This is a genomic window from Blastococcus sp. TF02A-26, from assembly GCF_003319125.1.
GTDB lineage: Bacteria > Actinomycetota > Actinomycetes > Mycobacteriales > Geodermatophilaceae > Trujillonella.
This window is the reverse complement of record NZ_QOHG01000018.1, coordinates 1-18038: the sequence shown is the minus strand read 5'-3', so window position 1 is coordinate 18038 and position 18038 is coordinate 1. Positions and strand designations below refer to the sequence as shown.

Sequence of the window (18038 nt, the reverse complement as noted above, 5' to 3'; positions counted from 1 at the left end):
AGTTCCGGCGCCTGCGGGCCGACACAGGGGTATGGCTCGGTCGTCCACACGCGACTTCTGTCACACGCGCCCCGCGCGTGGGCCGGTGACCTGCGCGTCTGCCGAATGGTGCGGGAAACGCCGCGCCGCGTTCGCCGCCACGTCACCTCGGTGGGGTGTGCTGGAGACATGCACGCGACCGTGTCGCAGGCAATCAGTCCTGTGACCCGCTTCCCCCGTCCTGTGGTCGTCGGTCACCGTGGTGCACCGGCCTACCGACCCGAGCACACCGCCGCCAGCTACGAGCTGGCGATCGACCTCGGTGCCGACATGATCGAGCCCGACGTCGTCGTCACCCTCGACGGCGCCCTCGTCGTCCGGCACGAGAACGAGCTGTCGCGGACGACGGACATCTCCGTGCGTCCCGAGTTCGCCGACCGGCGCACCACGCGCATGGTGGGCGACAAGGAGCGCACCGGCTGGTTCGCCGAGGACCTCACCCTCGCCGAGCTCCGGACGCTGCGGGCGATGGAGCGCATGCCGGACATGCGTCCGCTCAACACCGCCTACGACCGGCAGTTCGGCATCCTCACGCTCGCCGAGGTGGTCGAGATCGCCCGCCGCCGGTCGACCCCGCTGCGCCCGATCCGGGTCCTGGCCGAGCTGAAGAAGCCCACCTGGACGGCCGACCAGCTGGGCCTGCCCATGGCCGAGCTGGTCGCCGCCGAGCTGCGCCGCCTGGACGCGGTCTCCCCCGACGGCACCGTCGTCGTGCAGTCCTTCGACGCCCCCGGCCTGCGGGACCTCCGCGCCCGCCTGGGCGACGACGGGCCGACGATGTTCCAGCTCGTCGACGACGCCCCCGAGGACGACCAGCTGCTCACCAACGCCGGGCTGCGCGGGATCTCCACCTACGCGCAGGGCATCGCACCCAGCCGGCACCGGATCCTGCCCCGCGACGCCGAGGGCCACCTGACCGGCGTCACCGACCTGGTCGCCCGGGCACACCAGGCGGGCCTGGCGGTGGTCCCCTGGACGCTGCGGGCGGAGAACCTCTTCCTGCCGCAGCACCTCCAGCGCGGCACCGACCCGTCGGCCGTGGGCGACGCCGCCGGCGAGGCCCGCCTGCTGCTGGGGCTCGGGGTCGACGGTCTGATCACCGACTTCCCGGAGATCGCCGTCGCCGTCCGGTCCGAGCTGACCGCCGTCCCCACCGCCGTCTGACGCGGAGGAGATCCGTGGGCGTGTCGCCCACGGATCTCCTCCGGCTCAGCCGATGAGGTCGTGGACGACGACGTTCTCGTCGCGCCCGGGCCCGACGCCGATCACGCTGACCCGCGCACCGGAGAGCTCCTCCAGCCGCCGCACGTAGGCCTGCGCGTTCGGGGGCAGCTCGTCGAAGGACCGGCAGTGCCGGATGTCCTCGAACCAGCCCGGCATCTCCTCGTAGACCGGCGTGGCGTGGTGGAAGTCGGTCTGGGTCATCGGCATCTCGTCGTGCCGGACGCCGTCGATCTCGTACGCCACGCAGATCGGCACCGTCTCGAGTCCGGAGAGGACGTCGAGCTTGGTGAGGAAGTAGTCGGTGATGCCGTTGACCCGGCTGGCGTAGCGGGCGATCACGGCGTCGAACCAGCCGCAGCGCCGGTCCCGGCCGGTGGTGACGCCGACCTCGCCGCCGTGCTTGCGCAGGTACTCGCCGTTGGCGTCGAACAGCTCGGTCGGGAACGGGCCCGAGCCGACGCGGGTCGTGTAGGCCTTGAGGATGCCCACCACCCGGGAGATCCGGGTCGGGCCGATGCCGCTGCCCACCGCGGCGCCGCCGGCGGTCGGGTTGGACGACGTCACGAACGGATACGTGCCGTGGTCGACGTCGAGCAGCGTGCCCTGCGACCCCTCCAGCAGCACCCACTCGCCCGCGTCGAGGGCGTTGCCGAGCATCAGCCGGGTGTCGGCGATGCGGGCCTTGAGCACCTCGGCGTACCCGGCGTACTCCTCGACGACCTCGTCGACGTCGATCGCCTTGCGGTTGTAGACCTTGACCAGGACCTGGTTCTTCTCCTGGAGGGTCCCCTCGAGCTTCTGCCGCAGGATCGACAGGTCGAGCAGGTCGGCCACCCGGATGCCGGTGCGGGCCACCTTGTCGCCGTAGGCCGGGCCGATCCCGCGGCCGGTGGTGCCGATCTTGCGCTTGCCCAGGAAGCGCTCGGTGACCTTGTCGAGGGCACGGTGGTGGGGCATGATCAAGTGCGCGTCGGCGGAGATCACCAGCTTCGTGGTGTCGACCCCGCGCTCCTCCAACCCGGTCAGCTCCCGGATGAGGACCTCCGGGTCCACCACCACGCCGTTGCCGATGACCGGCGTGCAGCCCGGCGTGAGGATCCCCGACGGGATCAGGTGCAGGGCGTAGCGCTCCCCGTCGGGGGTGATCACGGTGTGGCCGGCGTTGTTGCCGCCCTGGTAGCGGACCACGTAGGGGACGCGGCCACCGAGCAGGTCGGTCGCCTTGCCCTTGCCCTCGTCGCCCCACTGGGCACCGATCAGCACGACAGCCGGCATCGCTCGTCAGATCCCCTCGGACATCGGCACCGGCGAGAACCGGCCGGCGCGGGTCGCGCCACAGCAGGTGGCAGGGTAATCGCATGCCCGAGCACGAGGTGGACCTGCGCGGCCTGGAGCCGACCCGGGCGCCCTCCCGGGACGAGGTCGCCGGGGCGGTGGAGGCGGCGTCGGTGCTGGTCCGCGGCCCGGTGCCGGCGCTGGCGGGCGTGCTCGCCGCACTGAACGCGGCCTCCCGCACCGCCGACGTCGTCGTCTCGTGGGAGCCTGCCGAGGACAAGCTCTCCCGCGGGCTGGCCCGCGACCTCGGCATCGGCAGCGGCGGCGAACGGGAGATGACGCTGTTCCGCGACGACCACGGGGGCGTGCTGCTGCACTCCGGTCGGGTCGAGCCGGCCGACGACGACCGGCGGGGCCTCCTCTCCCGGCGGCTGGGCGCCCAGGCGCACCACGACGACGCCAAGGTCGCCGACGGGATGCTCAGCCGGATCAGCGCCCGGCCGGACTGGCGGGCGGTCGACACGCTGCGCGTGACCGTGGTCCTCCAGCCCATGCGCCCGCCCCGGCTGTCCCGCGGGCGCGCGCTGCAGATCGCCTGCGACCCGGCCCGGGTGACCCGCGACGGCGTCGTCCACCCGCGGCCGGTCAGCCGGTGGACCTGGTACGCCGACGACCGGGTGCGCTGGCGTCTGGCCCCCTGAGCCGGGCCCCGCGCCGTCGGGGGCGCGCCGTGGTGTGGACACTGGGAGCACCCGTTCCCGAGGAGGCCCCGCTGCCGTCGTCCCCCCCACCGGGTCCCGGAACCGCCGGCCGCCTGCCGGGCTCCAGGGCCGCCGCTGCGCCCCGCGGTCCCGGCCGTCGCCTGCTCGACCGGACCCTGGCGCGCCCGAGCACGGCCGCCTGGATCGGGCTGGTCGCGGTCACGGTGTTCTTCGGGGTGCAGGCGCCGGACCTGCTGACCGCGGCCGGAGCGGCGGGGGTGCTCGACACCGCCGCCCTCCTGGGCATCGGTGCCCTGGCGGTGGGACTGCTGCTGATCGCCGGCCACATCGACCTCTCGATCGGCATGGTGGCGGTGTCCAGCGCGCTGGCCACCGGGCTGCTGGTGGGCGAGGCGGGCTGGGGCATCTGGCCGGCGCTCGCGGCCTCGCTCGCCGGCGCGCTCCTGGTCGGCCTGCTGAACGGCTGGCTGGTGGTGCGGACCGGCCTGCCGAGCTTCCTGGTGACCCTCGCCGCCCACCTGGTGCTGCAGGGCACCGCGCTGGCCCTGACCCGGGCGATCGCCGGCAGGACCGTCCTGCAGGGCCTGGGGGACGCGCCGGGGTGGTCCTCGGCCCGCGCGGCCTTCGACTCGTCCGTCCAGTGGGGCGACGGGACCTTCCGGATCTCGATCGTGTGGTGGCTGGGGCTCACGGCGTGCGCGGGGTGGGCGCTGTGGCGCACCCGGCTGGGGAACGCCGTCTTCGCCATCGGCGGCGCCCGGCGGGCCGCACGCGAGCTGGGCGTCCCGGTCCAGCGGACCACGCTGACGCTGTTCTGCGGCACCGCCGCGGCCGGCTGGCTGGTCGGCACGCTGGGCCTGGTGCGGATCACCACCGCCGACGGCGACCCCTCGCTCATGCCGGCGATCGAGTTCCTCGTCGCGGCGGTCATCGGCGGCTGTCTGCTCACCGGGGGCTACGGCTCCGCCGTCGGCACCGCCGTGGGGGCGCTGCTCTACGGGGTGGCCCGCTTCGGGGTCACGCTCGCCGGCTGGGACCCGCTGTGGTTCCAGGCCTTCCTCGGGGTGCTGCTGCTGGTCGCACTCCTGGCCAACGGCATCGTCCGGACCCGGCTGCGGGCGGTGCCGCTGTCATGACCTCGCCCGATCCCGCCCCCGCGGTGCTGGAGCTGCGCCGGGTGACCGTCCGGCACGGCAGCGTCGCGGCGCTCTCGCGGGTGAGCGCGGCGTTCGCGCCGGGCACGATCAGCTGCGTCCTCGGCGAGAACGGCTCCGGCAAGTCGACGCTGGTCTCGGTGCTGTCCGGGCTGACCCGCCCCGAGGAGGGTGAGCTGCTGCTCGACGGCAGGCCGGCGCGCTTCCGCTCTCCCCGCGACGCCCGGGGCGCCGGCGTGGCCACCGTCTGGAACGACCTCTCGGTCGCGCCGCTGCTGTCGGTCTGGCGCAACTTCTGCCTCGGCGCCGAGCCCACCGCGGGCATCGGGCCGCTGCGCCGTCTCGACCGCGCCGCCGCTCGCGACGTCACCGCCCGGGAGCTGGCGAAGGTGGGCCTGCGCGGCGTCGACCCCGACCAGCCGGCGAGCACCCTGCGCCCCGGCGAGCGGCAGAGCCTGGCCATCGCCCGCGCCCTGCACTTCGGCTCGCGGGCCCTCGTGGTCGACGAGCCCGTCGCCCCGCGCAGCGTCGCCGGGGCCACCCAGGCCGGCCAGGCGCTGCTCGCGGCGCGGGCGCGCGGGCTGGCGGTCGTGCTCGTGACCGCCAACCCGCGCTACGCCCACCTCGTCGGCGACCGCTTCCTGCTGCTGGCCGGCGGCCAGGTGGCCGGCGACCTCACCCGCGAGGACGTCGACGCCGACAGCCTCACCCGCCTGATGGCCGGGGACGACGAGCTGTCGGCGCTGACCGAGACCGTCCGGCAGACCCACCCCGACCGCTGACGCCCCCGTCCCGCCGAGACGGGGAGCGAGGGGGCTAGGGCGCCAGGGTGGGGTCGCAGTCGCGCAGCAGCTGGGTGCAGCGCTCCTGCTCGGCGGTCTCGCCGATCGCCTCGGCCGCGCGGGCCAGGACGGTGACGCAGCGGAGGAAGCCACGGTTCGGCTCGTGCGCCCACGGCACCGGGCCGTAGCCCTTCCAGCCGTTGCGGCGCAGCGCGTCGAGGCCGCGGTGGTAGCCGGTGCGGGCGTAGGCGTAGGCCTCGATCACCCGTCCGCCCTCGATGGCCTCCTCGGCCAGCGCCGCCCAGGCCGCGCTGTACGTCGGGTGGTGTGCCGCGACCTCGGCCGCGGGGACGCCGTCGGCGACCTCCCGCTCCGCCTCGGGGGAGGCGGGCAGCAGCGTCGCCGGCGGCTCGCCCAGCAGGTTCCCGTGCGAGTGCGTCATGCGCTCTGGGACTGGCCGGCCGACAGCAGGTCCTCGCACGCCGTCACGACGCGGGCGGCCATGTTGGTCTCGGCGGCCTTGAGGTAGCTGCGCGGGTCGTAGGTCTTCTTGTTGCCGACCTCGCCGTCGATCTTCAGGACGCCGTCGTAGTTGCTGAACATGTGCCCGGCGATCGGCCGGGTGAAGGCGTACTGGGTGTCGGTGTCGACGTTCATCTTCACGACGCCGTAGGACAGCGCCTCGCGGATCTCCGACTGCAGCGAGCCCGAGCCGCCGTGGAAGACGAAGTTGAACGGCTTGCTGCCCTCGGGCAGGCCCAGCTCGGCCGTGACGACCTCCTGGCCCTGCTTGAGGATCTCGGGCCGCAGCTTGACGTTGCCCGGCTTGTAGACGCCGTGCACGTTGCCGAAGGTCGCGGCCAGCAGGTAGACGCCCTTCTCGCCGAGGCCGAGGGCCTTGGCGGTGGCGACGTAGTCACCGGGGGCGGTGTAGAGCTTGTCGTTGATGTCGTGGCTGACGCCGTCCTCCTCGCCGCCGACGACGCCGATCTCGATCTCGAGCACGATCTTGGCCGACGCGCACTTCTCGATGAGCTCCTCGGCGATCTGGAGGTTCTCGTCGAGGTCGACCGCCGAGCCGTCCCACATGTGCGACTGGAACAGCGGCGCCTGGCCGGCGTCGACCCGGTCCTGCGACAGCGCGATCAGCGGGCGGACGTAGGAGTCCAGCTTGTCCTTGGGGCAGTGGTCGGTGTGCAGCGCCACGTTCACCGGGTAGCGCTCGGCGACGACGTGCGCGAACTCGGCCAGCGCGACCGCCCCGGTGACCATGTCCTTGACCTTGGTGCCCGAGCCGAACTCGGCGCCGCCGGTGGAGAACTGGATGATCCCGTCGCTCCCGGCGTCGGCGAACCCGCGCAGCGCCGCGTTGATCGTCTCCGAGGAGGTGCAGTTGATCGCCGGGTAGGCGAAGCCGCCCTCCTTGGCCCGGCTGATCATGTCGGCGTAGACCTCGGGGGTCGCGATGGGCATGCGGGGGGACTCCTCCACTCGGGAACGGGCTCGGGCCAGTATCGCGCCCTCCGCGCCGGGGGTGACAGCCCGGAGTGCGCCGGTCCCCCGGCAGACTGACCCGGTGACCACGCCCTGGCCGCCGCCGGCCGAGCCCGCGTCCGCCACCGCGGAGCAGCCGTGGCGGCGTCCGGCTCCCTGGGCGGCGTGGACGGCGGTGCTGCTCCTGCTCGCCGGGTCGGCCCTGTCGGTGCCGGCCATCGGGAACCTGATGACCTGGGCCTCGGGCGAGCTCGGCGGGGACCGCTCCCTCGAGCTGAACGCCGGTGACCTGGTCAACCGGGGCGGCGCCGGCTACGCCACCACGCTGGTGGCCGCCTACCTGGGCCTGCTGCTCGCCGCGGCCCTGGGGCTGGTCGCCGCGCCGGTGTCGGCCGGCGCCCGCTGGGCGGTCGGTGGGCTGTTCACCGCCCTGGCGGCCCTCCTGATCGGCGCGACGGCGGCGGACTCGTCGGAGGACTCCGGGGAGACGTTGGTGATCGCCCTCGTCGTCACCGTCCCGCCGCTGCTGGTCCTGCTCCTGCTGCTGGCCCGCGGTGCCCGCCGGGGCGCCGCGGCGACCGCGCTGCTGTGCGCCGTGGTCGCCACCGTGGCCCAGTTCGTCACGCTGGTCCGGCTGGCGGTCGCACCGGCCGACGTCGGCCCCGGCGTGTGGGTCGTGGCCGGCGCGGTCCTCGTCGGGCTGGCCGGCGCGGTGCTGCTCGTCCGGGCCGTCCGTCCGCTCTGAGGCCTGCTCAGCCCTGCTCGATCCGGCTGGACACCCGGGCCGCCACGAGCACCGGGTCGTAGGTCGGCGAGAACGGCGGGGCGTAGGAGAGGTCGGAGCCGGCCAGCTCCTCGGCGGTGAGCCCCGCCCAGATGGCGGTGGCGAACACGTCGATCCGCTTGGCGCTGCCCGGACCGCCGACGATCTGCGCGCCGAGCAGCGCACCGGAGCCGCGCTCGGTGATCAGCTTGACCGTGATCTCCTCCGCGCCGGGGTAGTAGCCGGCGCGGGTGGTGCCCTCGACGAACTCGGCGCGGGCGTCGTAGCCGGCCCGCGCGGCCGCCCGGGAACTCAGCCCGGTCAGCCCGATCTCGGTGTCGCCCACCTTGGTCACCGCCGTGCCGAGGACGCCGGCGAAGCGGGCCGGCCGCCCGCCGATGACCGAGCCCGCGACGCGCCCCTGCTTGTTGGCGTGGGTGCCGAGCGCGATGTGCATCGGCTCGCCGGTGATCCGCGAGTACGTCTGGGAGCAGTCGCCGGCGGCGAACACCTCCTCGTGCCCGGTGCAGCGCTGCGACCGGTCGACCTCGATCGCCCCCGTGCGGCCCAGCGTCAGCCCCGCCTCCCGTGCGAGGCCCACCTCCGGGCCCATCCCCAGACCGAGCACGACCAGGTCGGCCTCGTAGCAGCCGTCGTCGGTGCGGACCGCCCGCACGACGCCGTCGGCGTCGGCCTCGATCTCCCGGACCGGCTCCCCCGGGTGGACGTCGATGCCCATGGCGCCCATGGCCGCGCACACCCGCTCCCCCATGTCCTCGTCCAGCTGGGCCATGGGCAGCGGGTCGGCGAGGACGACGGTCACGGCCAGTCCCCGGGCGTGCAGCACCTCGGCCATCTCCAGGCCGATGTAGCCGCCGCCCAGGACGACGGCCCGCTCCGCTCCCGCGGCGATGCCGGCGCGGATGTCGGCGCCGTCGGCCAGCCGGTGCACGCCGTGGACGCCGTCGGCGTCGAGCCCCGGGACGGGCGGCCGGGTCGGCCGGCCGCCCGTGGCGACCACCAGCCGGTCGTAGCCCAGGACGTCGCCGGCCGACGTGCGCACCGTGCCCGCCGCGAGGTCGACGGCCTCGGCGCGGGTGCCGGTCCGGACGGCGATGTCCTGCGCGGCGAACTCGTGCGGCGTCCGGGCGATGAGCCGGTCGCGGTCGCTGACCAGGTCCCCCACCCAGTAGGGGATCCCGCAGGCGGAGTACGAGACGTCGGGCCCCTGCTCCAGGACGGTGATGTCGAGGTCGTCGGGGCGCAGCCGGCGGGCCTGCGCGGCGGCCGACATCCCGGCGGCGTCACCCCCGATGACGAGCAGGCGGTCTCGGCTCATGCCGCTCAGCGTGTCAGGCGTCCGTCCGGGATGCGACGCAGCACCTTGCCGGGGTTGAGCAGGCCGGAAGGGTCCAGCGCGTCCTTGATCGAGCGGTGCACCTCCAGCGACACCGGGCCGATCTCGCGCTCCAGCCAGTCCACCTTCAGCGACCCGACGCCGTGCTCGCCGGTGATCGTGCCGCCGAGGGAGAGCCCGAGCTCGAGGATGTCGTCGAAGGCCGCGAACGCCCGCCCGCGCTGGCCGGGGTCGGCCGGGTCGAAGCAGATGGTCGGGTGCATGTTGCCGTCGCCGGCGTGGCCGACGACGCCGATGGTCAGCTCCCGGCGGGTGGCGATGCCGTCGCAGCCGTCGAGGAAGGTGGCGATCGCCGAGCGCGGCACCGCGACGTCGTCGATGAGGGTGCTGCCCAGCTGCTCGAGCGCCGGCAGGGCCATCCGCCGGGCGGCCAGCAGGAGGTCGCCCTCGGCCGGGTCGTCGGTGGTGTGCACGAGGTCGGCGCCGGCCTCGCGGCAGAGCTCGGCGAGGGCCTCGATCTCGGCGAGCGCGGCGGCCCCGCCGGTGTCGGACTGGGCGACCAGCAGGGCGTGCGCGCCGCGGTCGAGGTCGGCGTGCAGCAGGTCGTCGACCGCGCAGATGCAGGTGTTGTCCATGACCTCGAGCAGGCTGGGCACCAGGCCGGAGGTGACCACCCGCTCCACGACCTGCCCCGTCTGCGCCGTGGTGGCGAAGGTGGCCGCCAGGGTGACCGGCCGCTGCGGGGCCGGGCGCAGGGCCAGGGTGGCCTCGGTGATGACGCCGAGGGTCCCCTCCGAGCCGACGAACAGCCGCGCCAGGTCGTAGCCGGCCACGCCCTTGACCGTGCGCCGGCCGGTGCGCAGCACCCGCCCGTCGGCCAGCACCACCTCCAGGCCCAGCACGTAGTCGGTGGTGACGCCGTACTTGACGCAGCACAGCCCGCCGGAGTTCGTGGAGAGGTTGCCGCCGATCGTGCACCAGTCGTAGCTGGACGGGTCGGGCGGGTAGAAGAGCCCGTGCCCGGCGACGGCATCGCGCAGCTGCTTGTTCACCACGCCCGGCTGGACGACGACGAGCCGGTCGGCCGGGGACACCTCGAGCACGGCGTCCATCCGGGTCATGACCAGCGTGATCGCGCCGTCGACGGCGTTGCTGGCGCCCGCGAGCCCCGACCCCGCGCCGCGTGGGACGACCCGGACGCCGTGCCGGTGCGCTATTCGCATGACCTCCACGACGTCGTCCGTGCGGCGCGGCAGGACCACCGCGGCGGGCGTGCCCGCCGTGGCGAGCATCGCCTGGTCGCGGGAGTAGGCGGCGGTGACGTCCGGGTCGGTGAGGACGCTGTCGGGCCCGAGCGCGTCGGCGAGCTCGGCGGCCCAGGCGGTGGTGAGGGCGGTCACACCACCACGGTAAGGGCGACTACTCCAGGCCGAGGTCGGCGAGCGTGTAGGCGGCGCGGTACTCCAGCCCGGCCTCCTCGACGGCGGCGCGACCGCCGCGGTCGACGATCACGGCGACGGCGATCGGCTCGGCGCCGGCCTCGCGCAGGGCCTCCACGGCCGTGAGCGGGCTGCCGCCGGTGGTGGAGACGTCCTCCACGACGAGCACCGAGCGCCCGGCGACGTCCGGACCCTCGATCCGGCGCTGCAGACCGTGCGCCTTGCCCGCCTTGCGCACCACGCAGGCGTCGAGGAACCCCTCCCCCTGCGCGGCGGCGTGCAGCATCGCCGTCGCCACCGGGTCGGCGCCCAGCGTGAGCCCGCCGACGACGTCGTAGCGGAGGTTGCCGGTGATCTGCCGCATGACGCGACCCACCAGCGGGGCGCCCTCGTGGTGCAGCGTCAGCCGGCGCATGTCAATGTACCAGTCGGCCTCGCGGCCGGAGGACAGCGTCACCTTCCCGTGCACGACGGCGAGCTCGACGATGAGCTCGAGCAGGCGGTCGCGGTCGGGGAGGCTGACGGGGGCCGACATGAGGCCGACCCTACGCAGCACGACGGCCCGGCCCCCCGAGGGGAGCCGGGCCGTCACACGTGGGTCGATCAGCCGGCGGCGGGCGCCAGGACCTGGTCGATGATGTAGACGGTGGCGTTGGCCGTCTGCACGTTGCCGCAGATCACCGAGGCCTGCATCTGCGTGATGGTGCCGTCGACGGTGAACGACTCGCCGGAACCCTCGATGGTCACCTGGTCGCCGTTGAGCGTGGTGTGGGTGCCGGCGAGCTCGTCGGGGGCCAGCCGGCCCTCGATGACGTGGTGGGTCAGGATCGCGGTCAGCTGGGCGTTGTCCGCGAGGACGGCGTTGAGCGCGTCGGCCGGGATGGCCTCGAAGGCCGGGTTGGCCGGGGCGAGGACGGTGATGTCCTCGGCGCTGTTCAGCGTGTCACCCAGGTTGGCGGCGGTGACCGCCTGCACCAGCGTCGACAGGGCCGGGTTGTTGCTGGCCGCGGTCGCGACCGGGTCGTCGGTCATGCCGGTGAAGCTGCCCTCGCCGTCGGTCGGGACAGCCGAGCAGCCCGCACCGAAGGGCTCCTCCGACGAGGCCTCGTCGGCGGGGGCGCTGCTGGTGCTCTCCGAGCTGCTGCTGCTCGACGAGCCGCTGTCCGACGCGGTGTCGTCGCCGCTGTCGTCGGAGCCGCAGGCGGCCATGCTCAGGGTGAGGGCCGAAGCGGCCGCCAGCATCACGCCACGGGTCAGGGTGCTCTTCACGAGGTGCTCCATCTCTTCCGGTGCGGCGCCGGGGTCACGGACGCCGCGGGTCAGGTGGTGCGCCCGGCCCGTGCGGGCCGGTACGGACGTCGTCGGCCGGGTGGCCGGGACGGGTCTGGGGGGTCCCGGGTGGACGACGGGTCAGGTCGCCGTCACCCGGATCGAGTGCAGTCCGGTGGAACCGGACGGGAACGGGGTCGCGCGGTCGGCGGTCTGCGTCTCGCCGTCGGCCGAGGTGGCCCGGACGGTGAGCTGGTAGCTGCCGGGGGCGAAGTCGTGGGGCAGCACCCACTGGCGCCACAGGTCGGCGTCGACCGCGGGGGCGAGCTCGGCCTCCATCCAGTCGCCGTCGTCGACGCGGACCTCGACCGACCCGATGCCGCGGGTCTGCGCCCAGGCGACACCGGCGATGGGCACCCGGCCGGCCGGGAAGCGCCGCAGCGCGGCCGGCGTGTCGATCCGGGAGGCCACCTTGATCGGCGCCTCGGCGGCCCAGTCCCGCTCGACCCAGTAGGCGTCGAAGGCGTCGAAGGTCGTGGCCTCGATGCCGACCAGCCACTTGCACGCCGAGACGTAGCCGTACAGCCCGGGGATGATCATCCGCACGGGGAAGCCGTGCTCGACCGGCAGCGGCTCGCCGTTCATGCCGATGGCGAGCATGGCGTCCTCGACCTCGAGCGCCGACCGGGTCGGGGCGCCGATGGTCATGCCGTCGCTGGACCGGCAGACCAGCTGGTCGGAGTCGGCGGAGACGCCGTTCTCCCGGAGGAACGCGCCCAGGGGGACGCCGATCCAGCGAGCGGTCCCGGCGAGCTTGCCGCCGACCTCGTTGGAGACGCAGGTCAGCGTGATGTCCCGCTCGATGAGGTCGTCGCGGCCGTAGAGGTCCTCGAGGGAGAACGTCGTGCGGCGATCGAAGGAGCCGGTCAGCGTCAGCTCGTACTCCGACGGCCGGATCTGCGGGACGGTGATCGCGGTGTCCACCCGGTAGAAGTCCGCGTTGCGGGTCATCAGCGGCGTCACGCCGTCGACGGTCTCGGCCAGGTCGGCGCCGGCCGGCAGCCGGGGCGCGGGGGACGCCGGCGTGGGCAGCGTCAGGTCGGCACGGGCCTCGCTGACGTCGAAGCGGCGCTGGAGCAGGTACCCGCCCCCGCCGGTCACCGCGGCGACGCCGAGCGCCGCCCCGCCGGCGAGGAAGAAGCCGCGCCGGTCCAGGCCCTTGCGGTCGCCCGAGGTGCCGAGGGCGGCCCGCAGGCGGTCGACGACGCCCTCGCCGGCCGGTTCGTCCCGGTGCCGTCCGGCCGCGGCGTCGGCCGAATAGCTGGTGCGGGCACCGGTGAGCGGTCGGAGCAGGAGGAGCAGCGCGACGATGCCGATCACCGCGCCGACCACGGACGGCAGCCAGGCCAGCCCCTCGGCCGCCGGGCGGCTGACCGCGGCCAGCGCGCCGACGATGCCGAAGAGGGCGACGCCGACCACGCCGACGGGGCGCCACCGCAGCGCCAGGAGCCCGAGGACCATCGCGTAGATCGCGACGACCACCAGCGTGCCGGCGACGAGGGCGATCTTGTCGTTCTCGCCGAAGGTCTCGATGGCGAACTGCTTGACCGACTCGGGGACCTTCGTGATGACCGTGTCGCCGACGGCGATGACCGGAGCCGTCGAGGGGCCGGTGCCGGCCGCCACGAGATGCGCGACGCCCAGCGCGACCGCAGCGGACAGCAGCCCGGCGAGGGCGGCGAGCACGCGGCGCAGCCAGCGGCCGCCGCGACCGGCGGGGCCGGTGTCGGCGGCGGGCGCGGGAGCCTGCTCGGTGGTGGTCACACCGGGTCTTCGCCCCCAGGGGGCGATCCGGTTCATCACGATCGGGTAACGGCCCCGGACGTCGCCGACCGGGCCGTGACCTCAGCGCATGGCCGAGCGGCGCCAGCCCTCGTGCCGGTACCACTCGGAGGAGGGCTTGAGCGCCAGCGCGACGATGCCGACGATCGTCAGCAGCAGGGAGAACACGCCCAGCGAGGTGAGGAAGCCCGAGACGTTCGTCGCCCCGCTGCCGGCGAGCCCCACCAGGCCGCTGAACACGCCGAGGCCGCCGAGCACGAAGAGCACGATGCGGGCCCAGTTGCGGCCGGTCCAGGCGAACCAGATGAACAGCGCCTGCAGCCCGACGACGAGCAGGCCGATCACGATGCCGACCGTGAGCGCGGCCTCGGCGGTGTCCCGGGTGATCGACGGGTCGGCGTCCATGATCTGCTCGACGAAGTCGTCGGTGTCCGACAGCTGCACGATCGAGCTGATCAGCCCGAGCAGCAGCGTGGCCACGAACGCGCCGATCCCGATCCGCACCGTCTGCGGCCGCTCCATCGGCTCCGGCGGCGGGCCGCCCCAGCCGGCCGAGGGCGCGGGCGCGTAGCCGTACGGCTGCTGCCCGTACGGGGGCTGCTGGCCGTAGGCGGGCTGCTGGCCCGGGTGACCCTGCGGCGGCTGCTGCCAGCCCTGCTGGTCGGGCCCGCCCTGTCCTGACGTCATGTCCACTCCCGTGCCGGTCCGGTGTACCGCCCTGATCATGGCCGATGCCGGCCGGGACGAGGAGATCCACGCCCGGCCGGCAACGGAGGGTTCAGGCTCGGCGGACCAGCAGGCCCTCGACGGAGAGGTCGGCCGGCGCGTCGACGACGACCTGGTCGCCGTCCCGGATCTCGCCCGCCAGCAGCGCCCGCGCGAGCTGGTCGCCGATGGCCGACTGCACCAGCCGGCGCAGCGGCCGGGCGCCGTAGACCGGGTCGAACCCGTTGAGCGCCAGCCACTCGCGGGCGGCGTCGGTGACCGTGAGGGTCAGCCGGCGCGCGGCGAGCCGGCGGGCCAGGACGCCGACCTGGATGTCGACGATCCCGGTCAGCTCCTCGCTGCCCAGCGCCCGGAAGACCACCACGTCGTCCAGCCGGTTGAGGAACTCCGGCTTGAAGTGCCCGCGGACCACCTGCATGACCGCCTCGCGGCGGCCGGCCTCGGGCACCGACTGGTCGGCGATGAGCTGCGAGCCCAGGTTCGACGTCAGGATCAGGATGGTGTTCCGGAAGTCGACCGTGCGGCCCTGGCCGTCGGTCAGGCGGCCGTCGTCGAGCACCTGCAGCAGGACGTCGAAGACGTCCGGGTGGGCCTTCTCCACCTCGTCCAGCAGGACGACGGTGTAGGGCCGCCGCCGCACCGCCTCGGTCAGCTGACCACCGGCCTCGTAGCCGACGTAGCCGGGCGGGGCGCCGACGAGGCGGGCGACCGAGTGCTTCTCGGAGTACTCGCTCATGTCGACGCGGACCATCGCCCGCTCGTCGTCGAACAGGAACTCCGCCAGCGCCTTGGCCAACTCGGTCTTGCCGACGCCGGTCGGCCCGAGGAAGAGGAAGGAGCCGGTCGGCCGATCGGGGTCGGCCACCCCGGAGCGCGCCCGGCGCACGGCGTCGGAGACCGCCCGGACGGCGTCCGGCTGGCCGACGACCCGCTGGGCCAGCTCGTCCTCCATCCGCAGCAGCTTCTGCGTCTCGCCCTCGAGCAGCCGGCTGGCGGGGATGCCGGTCCAGGCCTGGACGACCTCGGCGATGTCGTCGGGGCCGACCTCCTCCTTGAGCATCGACTCGCCCGTCTCGACCGACGCCTCGGCCTCGCGCAGCGCCTTCTCCAGCTGCGGGATGCGGCCGTACCGGAGCTCCGCGACGTGCGCGAGGTCGCCCTCGCGCTCGGCTCGCTCCGCGTCGGTGCGGACCCGCTCCAGCTCCTCCTTGATCTGCTGGATGCGGACGATCGCGCTCTTGTCCTGCTGCCAGCGGGCGGTCAGCTCGTCGAGCTCCTGCCGCTTGTCGGCCAGGTCGCTGCGCAGCGCCTCGAGGCGTGCCACCGAGGAGGGGTCGTCCTCCTTGGCCAGGGCCATCTCCTCGATCTCCAGCCGACGGACGGCGCGCTCGACCTCGTCGACCTCGACCGGGCGGCTGTCGATCTCCATCCGCAGCCGGCTCGCGGCCTCGTCGACCAGGTCGATCGCCTTGTCCGGCAGGAAGCGGGCCGTGACGTACCGGTCCGAAAGGGTCGCGGCGGCCACGATCGCGGTGTCGGTGATGCGGACACCGTGGTGCACCTCGTAGCGCTCCTTGAGCCCGCGGAGGATGCCGATGGTGTCCTCGACGGACGGCTCGCCGACCAGCACCTGCTGGAAGCGCCGCTCGAGCGCCGGGTCCTTCTCGATGTGCTCGCGGTACTCGTCCAGCGTGGTGGCACCGACCATGCGCAGCTCGCCGCGGGCGAGCATCGGCTTGATCATGTTGCCGGCGTCCATCGCGGACTCACCGGTCGCGCCGGCGCCGACGATGGTGTGCAGCTCGTCGATGAAGGTGATGACCTGGCCCTCGGCCTCGGTGATCTCCTGGAGGACGGCCTTGAGCCGCTCCTCGAACTCGCCGCGGTACTTGGCCCCGGCGACCATCGCGCCGAGGTCCAGCGCCATGAGCCGCTTGCCCTTGAGGCTCTCGGGCACGTCGCCGGCGACGATCCGCTGTGCCAGGCCCTCGACGATCGCCGTCTTGCCGACGCCCGGCTCGCCGATGAGGACCGGGTTGTTCTTGGTCCGGCGGCTGAGCACCTGGACGACGCGGCGGATCTCGGTGTCCCGGCCGATGACCGGGTCGATCTTCCCCTCACGCGCCCGCTCGGTGAGGTCGACGGCGAACTTCTCCAGGGCCTGGAAGGTGCTCTCCGGGTCGGCGGTCGTGACCTTGCGGTTGCCCCGCACCGTGCGGAACGCGGCGAGCAGGGCCTCGCGGGTGGCGCCGCTGCCGGTCAGCACGGCCGCGGCCTCGCCGTCGGAGCCGGCGAGGCCGACCAGCAGGTGCTCGGTGGAGATGAACTCGTCGCCCAGCGCGCTCGCCTGCTCCCCGGCGGCGTTCAGCACGCGCAGGAACTCCCGGGACGGCGAGGGGGCGGGCACGGTGGCGCCGCTGACGCTGGGCAGCCGGCGCACCGCGGCCTCGGCCTTGGCCCGCACGTCGGCGGGGTCGGCTCCGGTGGCCTGGAGGAGGGGGCCGGCGATGCCGTCGGACTGCTCGAGGAGGGCGACCAGGAGGTGCAGGGGCTCGAGCGCGGCCTGGCCGCGGTCGACGGCCAGCCGCTGCGCGGCCGTGACGGCCTCCTGCGAACGGGTGGTGAGCTTGCTCTGCGCCATCGGGGGCGGGGGTTCCTCTCACGTCGGGGCCGGGGTGGTCCGGCCGGCTCGATCGGTCCAACGCACACAGGGTTGAGTCTGTTCCACTCAACCTGAGTCGTCACGCCGCCGAGACCACCATGGATGTGAGCCACGCCTCAGCACAGGGTGCATCCGGTGCACGGTTCCGGGACGAAGAGCCCTTCCCCCGCCGTAGACTCGCGGGCATGACGCGCCTGCCGGCCCCGAGCGTCCTCCTGGAGGACCAGCTGTGCTTCGCGCTGTACGCCGCCTCGCGCGCGCTCACCGCGCGCTATCGGCCGCAGCTCGACGAGATCGGGCTGACCTATCCCCAGTACCTCGTGATGATGCTGCTCTGGGAAGAGGACAACCAGACGGTCGGCCAGCTCGGCGCCCGTCTCAACCTCGACAGCGGCACCCTGTCGCCGCTGCTCAAGCGGCTGACCGCGGCCGGGCTGGTGAGTCGCCACCGCCGGGTGGAGGACGAGCGCTCGGTGTCCATCGCGCTCACCGAGGAGGGGCGGGCCCTGCGCGAGCGCGGCCTCGCGATCTCCGAGGACATGATCTGCGCGCTCGAGCTCGACGTGGACGACTTCGGCGCCCTGAAGTCGCAGCTGGAGACCCTCATCGAGCGGGTCGGGACGGCGGGCCGCACCGGCTCCTGACGGCCGGTTGTGCGCCATCGGGACGGGTAGGGGCGACGGGAACGCCGTCCAGCCCCGGGCGGCCGGACCGATGGAGGAGACCCATGCCCTCTCGTAGCGCCCGCACCGCCTGGAACGGCACCCTGCAGGAGGGGTCCGGTCAGGTCGAGCTGTCGAGCTCGAAGGTCGGCACCTTCGACGTCAGCTTCCCGAAGCGGACCGCCGACGAGGCCGGCGGCACCACCAGCCCCGAGGAGCTCATCGCCGCGGCGCACTCGTCGTGCTTCGCCATGGCGCTCTCCAGCGAGATCGGCAAGGCCGGCGGGACGCCGCAGTCGCTGGAGATCAGCGCCGACGTGACGCTGGGTCAGAAGGACGACGCACCGACCATCACGACCATCCACCTCACCGTCCGCGGCGAGGTCGAGGGTCTGGACGCCGCCGGGTTCGAGGAGGCGGCGCAGAAGGCCAAGGCCGGCTGCCCGGTCAGCAAGGCCCTCGCCGGCGTCGGTGAGATCACCCTGGACGCCGCGCTGGAGAGCTAGTGGTCCTGCCTGTTAGTTCGGCGGTGTATGCGGCTGCCGCCAGATGGTGGGGTCGCTGAGGTAGAGGCCGCAGGCGCAGTCGAGGGCTTCCTCGGGGCTGCCGGTGGTGTCTCCGGTGGGCA

Annotated in this window: 17 protein-coding genes; 7 read left to right on the top strand and 10 right to left on the bottom strand. The window is 73.9% G+C overall.

Annotated elements, in window-relative coordinates; all coding sequences use genetic code 11:
- Positions 1-168 precede the first annotated feature (168 nt).
- Positions 169-1203 carry a glycerophosphodiester phosphodiesterase family protein gene (locus tag DQ240_RS18115; RefSeq protein WP_113841028.1) on the top strand — a complete coding sequence of 345 codons (1035 nt, stop codon included), beginning with the start codon at positions 169-171 and terminating at the stop codon, positions 1201-1203.
- Positions 1204-1248: 45 nt separating this feature from the next.
- Here DQ240_RS18115 and DQ240_RS18110 read toward each other — a convergent pair whose 3' ends face one another.
- Positions 1249-2538, bottom strand: a complete 1290-nt coding sequence (locus DQ240_RS18110; RefSeq protein WP_113841027.1) for an adenylosuccinate synthase — start codon at positions 2536-2538, stop codon at positions 1249-1251.
- 83 nt (positions 2539-2621) lie between these two features.
- Between DQ240_RS18110 and DQ240_RS18105 the strand changes: the two genes are divergently transcribed.
- From DQ240_RS18105 to DQ240_RS18095, 3 genes are all read left to right on the top strand, one after another.
- Positions 2622-3239, top strand: a complete 618-nt coding sequence (locus tag DQ240_RS18105; RefSeq protein ID WP_113841026.1) for a hypothetical protein — start codon at positions 2622-2624, stop codon at positions 3237-3239.
- A gap of 236 nt (positions 3240-3475) precedes the next feature.
- The gene (locus DQ240_RS18100; RefSeq protein WP_233498811.1) at positions 3476-4396 is read left to right on the top strand and encodes an ABC transporter permease; all 921 of its coding nucleotides are present in this window, start codon (positions 3476-3478) and stop codon (positions 4394-4396) included.
- Positions 4393-5196 carry an ATP-binding cassette domain-containing protein gene (locus tag DQ240_RS18095; RefSeq protein ID WP_113841025.1) on the top strand — a complete coding sequence of 268 codons (804 nt, stop codon included), beginning with the start codon at positions 4393-4395 and terminating at the stop codon, positions 5194-5196. The genes DQ240_RS18100 and DQ240_RS18095 overlap by 4 nt, the downstream gene beginning before the upstream one ends.
- 34 nt (positions 5197-5230) lie before the next feature.
- Here the strand turns inward: DQ240_RS18095 and DQ240_RS18090 are convergent, their stop codons facing one another.
- Entirely contained in the window at positions 5231-5638 is a 408-nt protein-coding gene (locus DQ240_RS18090; RefSeq protein WP_113841024.1) for a DUF3151 domain-containing protein, read from the bottom strand.
- Positions 5635-6669 carry a class II fructose-bisphosphate aldolase gene (gene fbaA, locus DQ240_RS18085; protein ID WP_113841023.1) on the bottom strand — a complete coding sequence of 345 codons (1035 nt, stop codon included), beginning with the start codon at positions 6667-6669 and terminating at the stop codon, positions 5635-5637. The genes DQ240_RS18090 and fbaA overlap by 4 nt, the downstream gene beginning before the upstream one ends.
- A gap of 103 nt (positions 6670-6772) precedes the next feature.
- Between fbaA and DQ240_RS18080 the strand changes: the two genes are divergently transcribed.
- A complete protein-coding gene (locus DQ240_RS18080) occupies positions 6773-7435 on the top strand; it encodes a hypothetical protein (protein WP_113841022.1) in 663 nt (220 codons plus the stop codon).
- Positions 7436-7442: 7 nt separating this feature from the next.
- Here the strand turns inward: DQ240_RS18080 and DQ240_RS18075 are convergent, their stop codons facing one another.
- The 7 genes from DQ240_RS18075 to clpB all read right to left on the bottom strand — a co-directional run bounded on the left by DQ240_RS18075 (position 7443) and on the right by clpB (position 16727).
- Positions 7443-8792, bottom strand: a complete 1350-nt coding sequence (locus tag DQ240_RS18075; protein ID WP_113841021.1) for an FAD-dependent oxidoreductase — start codon at positions 8790-8792, stop codon at positions 7443-7445.
- A gap of 5 nt (positions 8793-8797) precedes the next feature.
- The gene (locus DQ240_RS18070) at positions 8798-10210 is read right to left on the bottom strand and encodes an FAD-binding oxidoreductase (protein WP_113841020.1); all 1413 of its coding nucleotides are present in this window, start codon (positions 10208-10210) and stop codon (positions 8798-8800) included.
- Positions 10211-10229: 19 nt separating this feature from the next.
- Positions 10230-10784 (bottom strand): orotate phosphoribosyltransferase, encoded by a 555-nt coding sequence (gene pyrE / locus DQ240_RS18065; RefSeq protein ID WP_113841155.1) that lies wholly within the window; start codon positions 10782-10784, stop codon positions 10230-10232.
- A gap of 68 nt (positions 10785-10852) precedes the next feature.
- Complete coding sequence (locus tag DQ240_RS18060) at positions 10853-11518, bottom strand: fasciclin domain-containing protein (RefSeq protein WP_233498810.1); 666 nt, start codon at positions 11516-11518, stop codon at positions 10853-10855.
- 141 nt (positions 11519-11659) lie between these two features.
- Entirely contained in the window at positions 11660-13342 is a 1683-nt protein-coding gene (locus tag DQ240_RS18055) for a molybdopterin-dependent oxidoreductase (protein ID WP_199589389.1), read from the bottom strand.
- 81 nt (positions 13343-13423) lie between these two features.
- On the bottom strand, positions 13424-14047 hold the full coding sequence (locus tag DQ240_RS18050) for a hypothetical protein (RefSeq protein WP_147262025.1): 624 nt from the start codon (positions 14045-14047) through the stop codon (positions 13424-13426).
- A gap of 91 nt (positions 14048-14138) precedes the next feature.
- Positions 14139-16727: an ATP-dependent chaperone ClpB gene (clpB, locus tag DQ240_RS18045; protein WP_113841016.1), complete on the bottom strand. Its 2589-nt coding sequence runs from the start codon at positions 16725-16727 to the stop codon at positions 14139-14141.
- A 206-nt stretch (positions 16728-16933) separates the two neighbouring features.
- Between clpB and DQ240_RS18040 the strand changes: the two genes are divergently transcribed.
- Both DQ240_RS18040 and DQ240_RS18035 read left to right on the top strand, forming a co-directional pair.
- The gene (locus tag DQ240_RS18040; protein ID WP_113841015.1) at positions 16934-17392 is read left to right on the top strand and encodes a MarR family winged helix-turn-helix transcriptional regulator; all 459 of its coding nucleotides are present in this window, start codon (positions 16934-16936) and stop codon (positions 17390-17392) included.
- Between the two features lie 83 nt (positions 17393-17475).
- A complete protein-coding gene (locus DQ240_RS18035) occupies positions 17476-17916 on the top strand; it encodes an OsmC family protein (RefSeq protein ID WP_113841014.1) in 441 nt (146 codons plus the stop codon).
- Positions 17917-18038 lie beyond the last annotated feature (122 nt).

Excerpts from the sequence above, each read along its gene's own strand:
- DQ240_RS18090 (WP_113841024.1), bottom strand. The coding sequence starts at position 5,638 with ATGACGCACTCGCACGGGAACCTGCTGGGCGAGCCGCCGGCGACGCTG.
- DQ240_RS18040 (WP_113841015.1), top strand. The coding sequence starts at position 16,934 with ATGACGCGCCTGCCGGCCCCGAGCGTCCTCCTGGAGGACCAGCTGTGC.
- DQ240_RS18075 (WP_113841021.1), bottom strand. The coding sequence starts at position 8,792 with ATGAGCCGAGACCGCCTGCTCGTCATCGGGGGTGACGCCGCCGGGATG.
- clpB (WP_113841016.1), bottom strand. The coding sequence starts at position 16,727 with ATGGCGCAGAGCAAGCTCACCACCCGTTCGCAGGAGGCCGTCACGGCC.
- DQ240_RS18115 (WP_113841028.1), top strand. The coding sequence starts at position 169 with ATGCACGCGACCGTGTCGCAGGCAATCAGTCCTGTGACCCGCTTCCCC.
- DQ240_RS18035 (WP_113841014.1), top strand. The coding sequence starts at position 17,476 with ATGCCCTCTCGTAGCGCCCGCACCGCCTGGAACGGCACCCTGCAGGAG.
- DQ240_RS18095 (WP_113841025.1), top strand. The coding sequence starts at position 4,393 with ATGACCTCGCCCGATCCCGCCCCCGCGGTGCTGGAGCTGCGCCGGGTG.
- fbaA (WP_113841023.1), bottom strand. The coding sequence starts at position 6,669 with ATGCCCATCGCGACCCCCGAGGTCTACGCCGACATGATCAGCCGGGCC.
- DQ240_RS18110 (WP_113841027.1), bottom strand. The coding sequence starts at position 2,538 with ATGCCGGCTGTCGTGCTGATCGGTGCCCAGTGGGGCGACGAGGGCAAG.
- pyrE (WP_113841155.1), bottom strand. The coding sequence starts at position 10,784 with ATGTCGGCCCCCGTCAGCCTCCCCGACCGCGACCGCCTGCTCGAGCTC.
- DQ240_RS18105 (WP_113841026.1), top strand. The coding sequence starts at position 2,622 with ATGCCCGAGCACGAGGTGGACCTGCGCGGCCTGGAGCCGACCCGGGCG.
- DQ240_RS18050 (WP_147262025.1), bottom strand. The coding sequence starts at position 14,047 with ATGACGTCAGGACAGGGCGGGCCCGACCAGCAGGGCTGGCAGCAGCCG.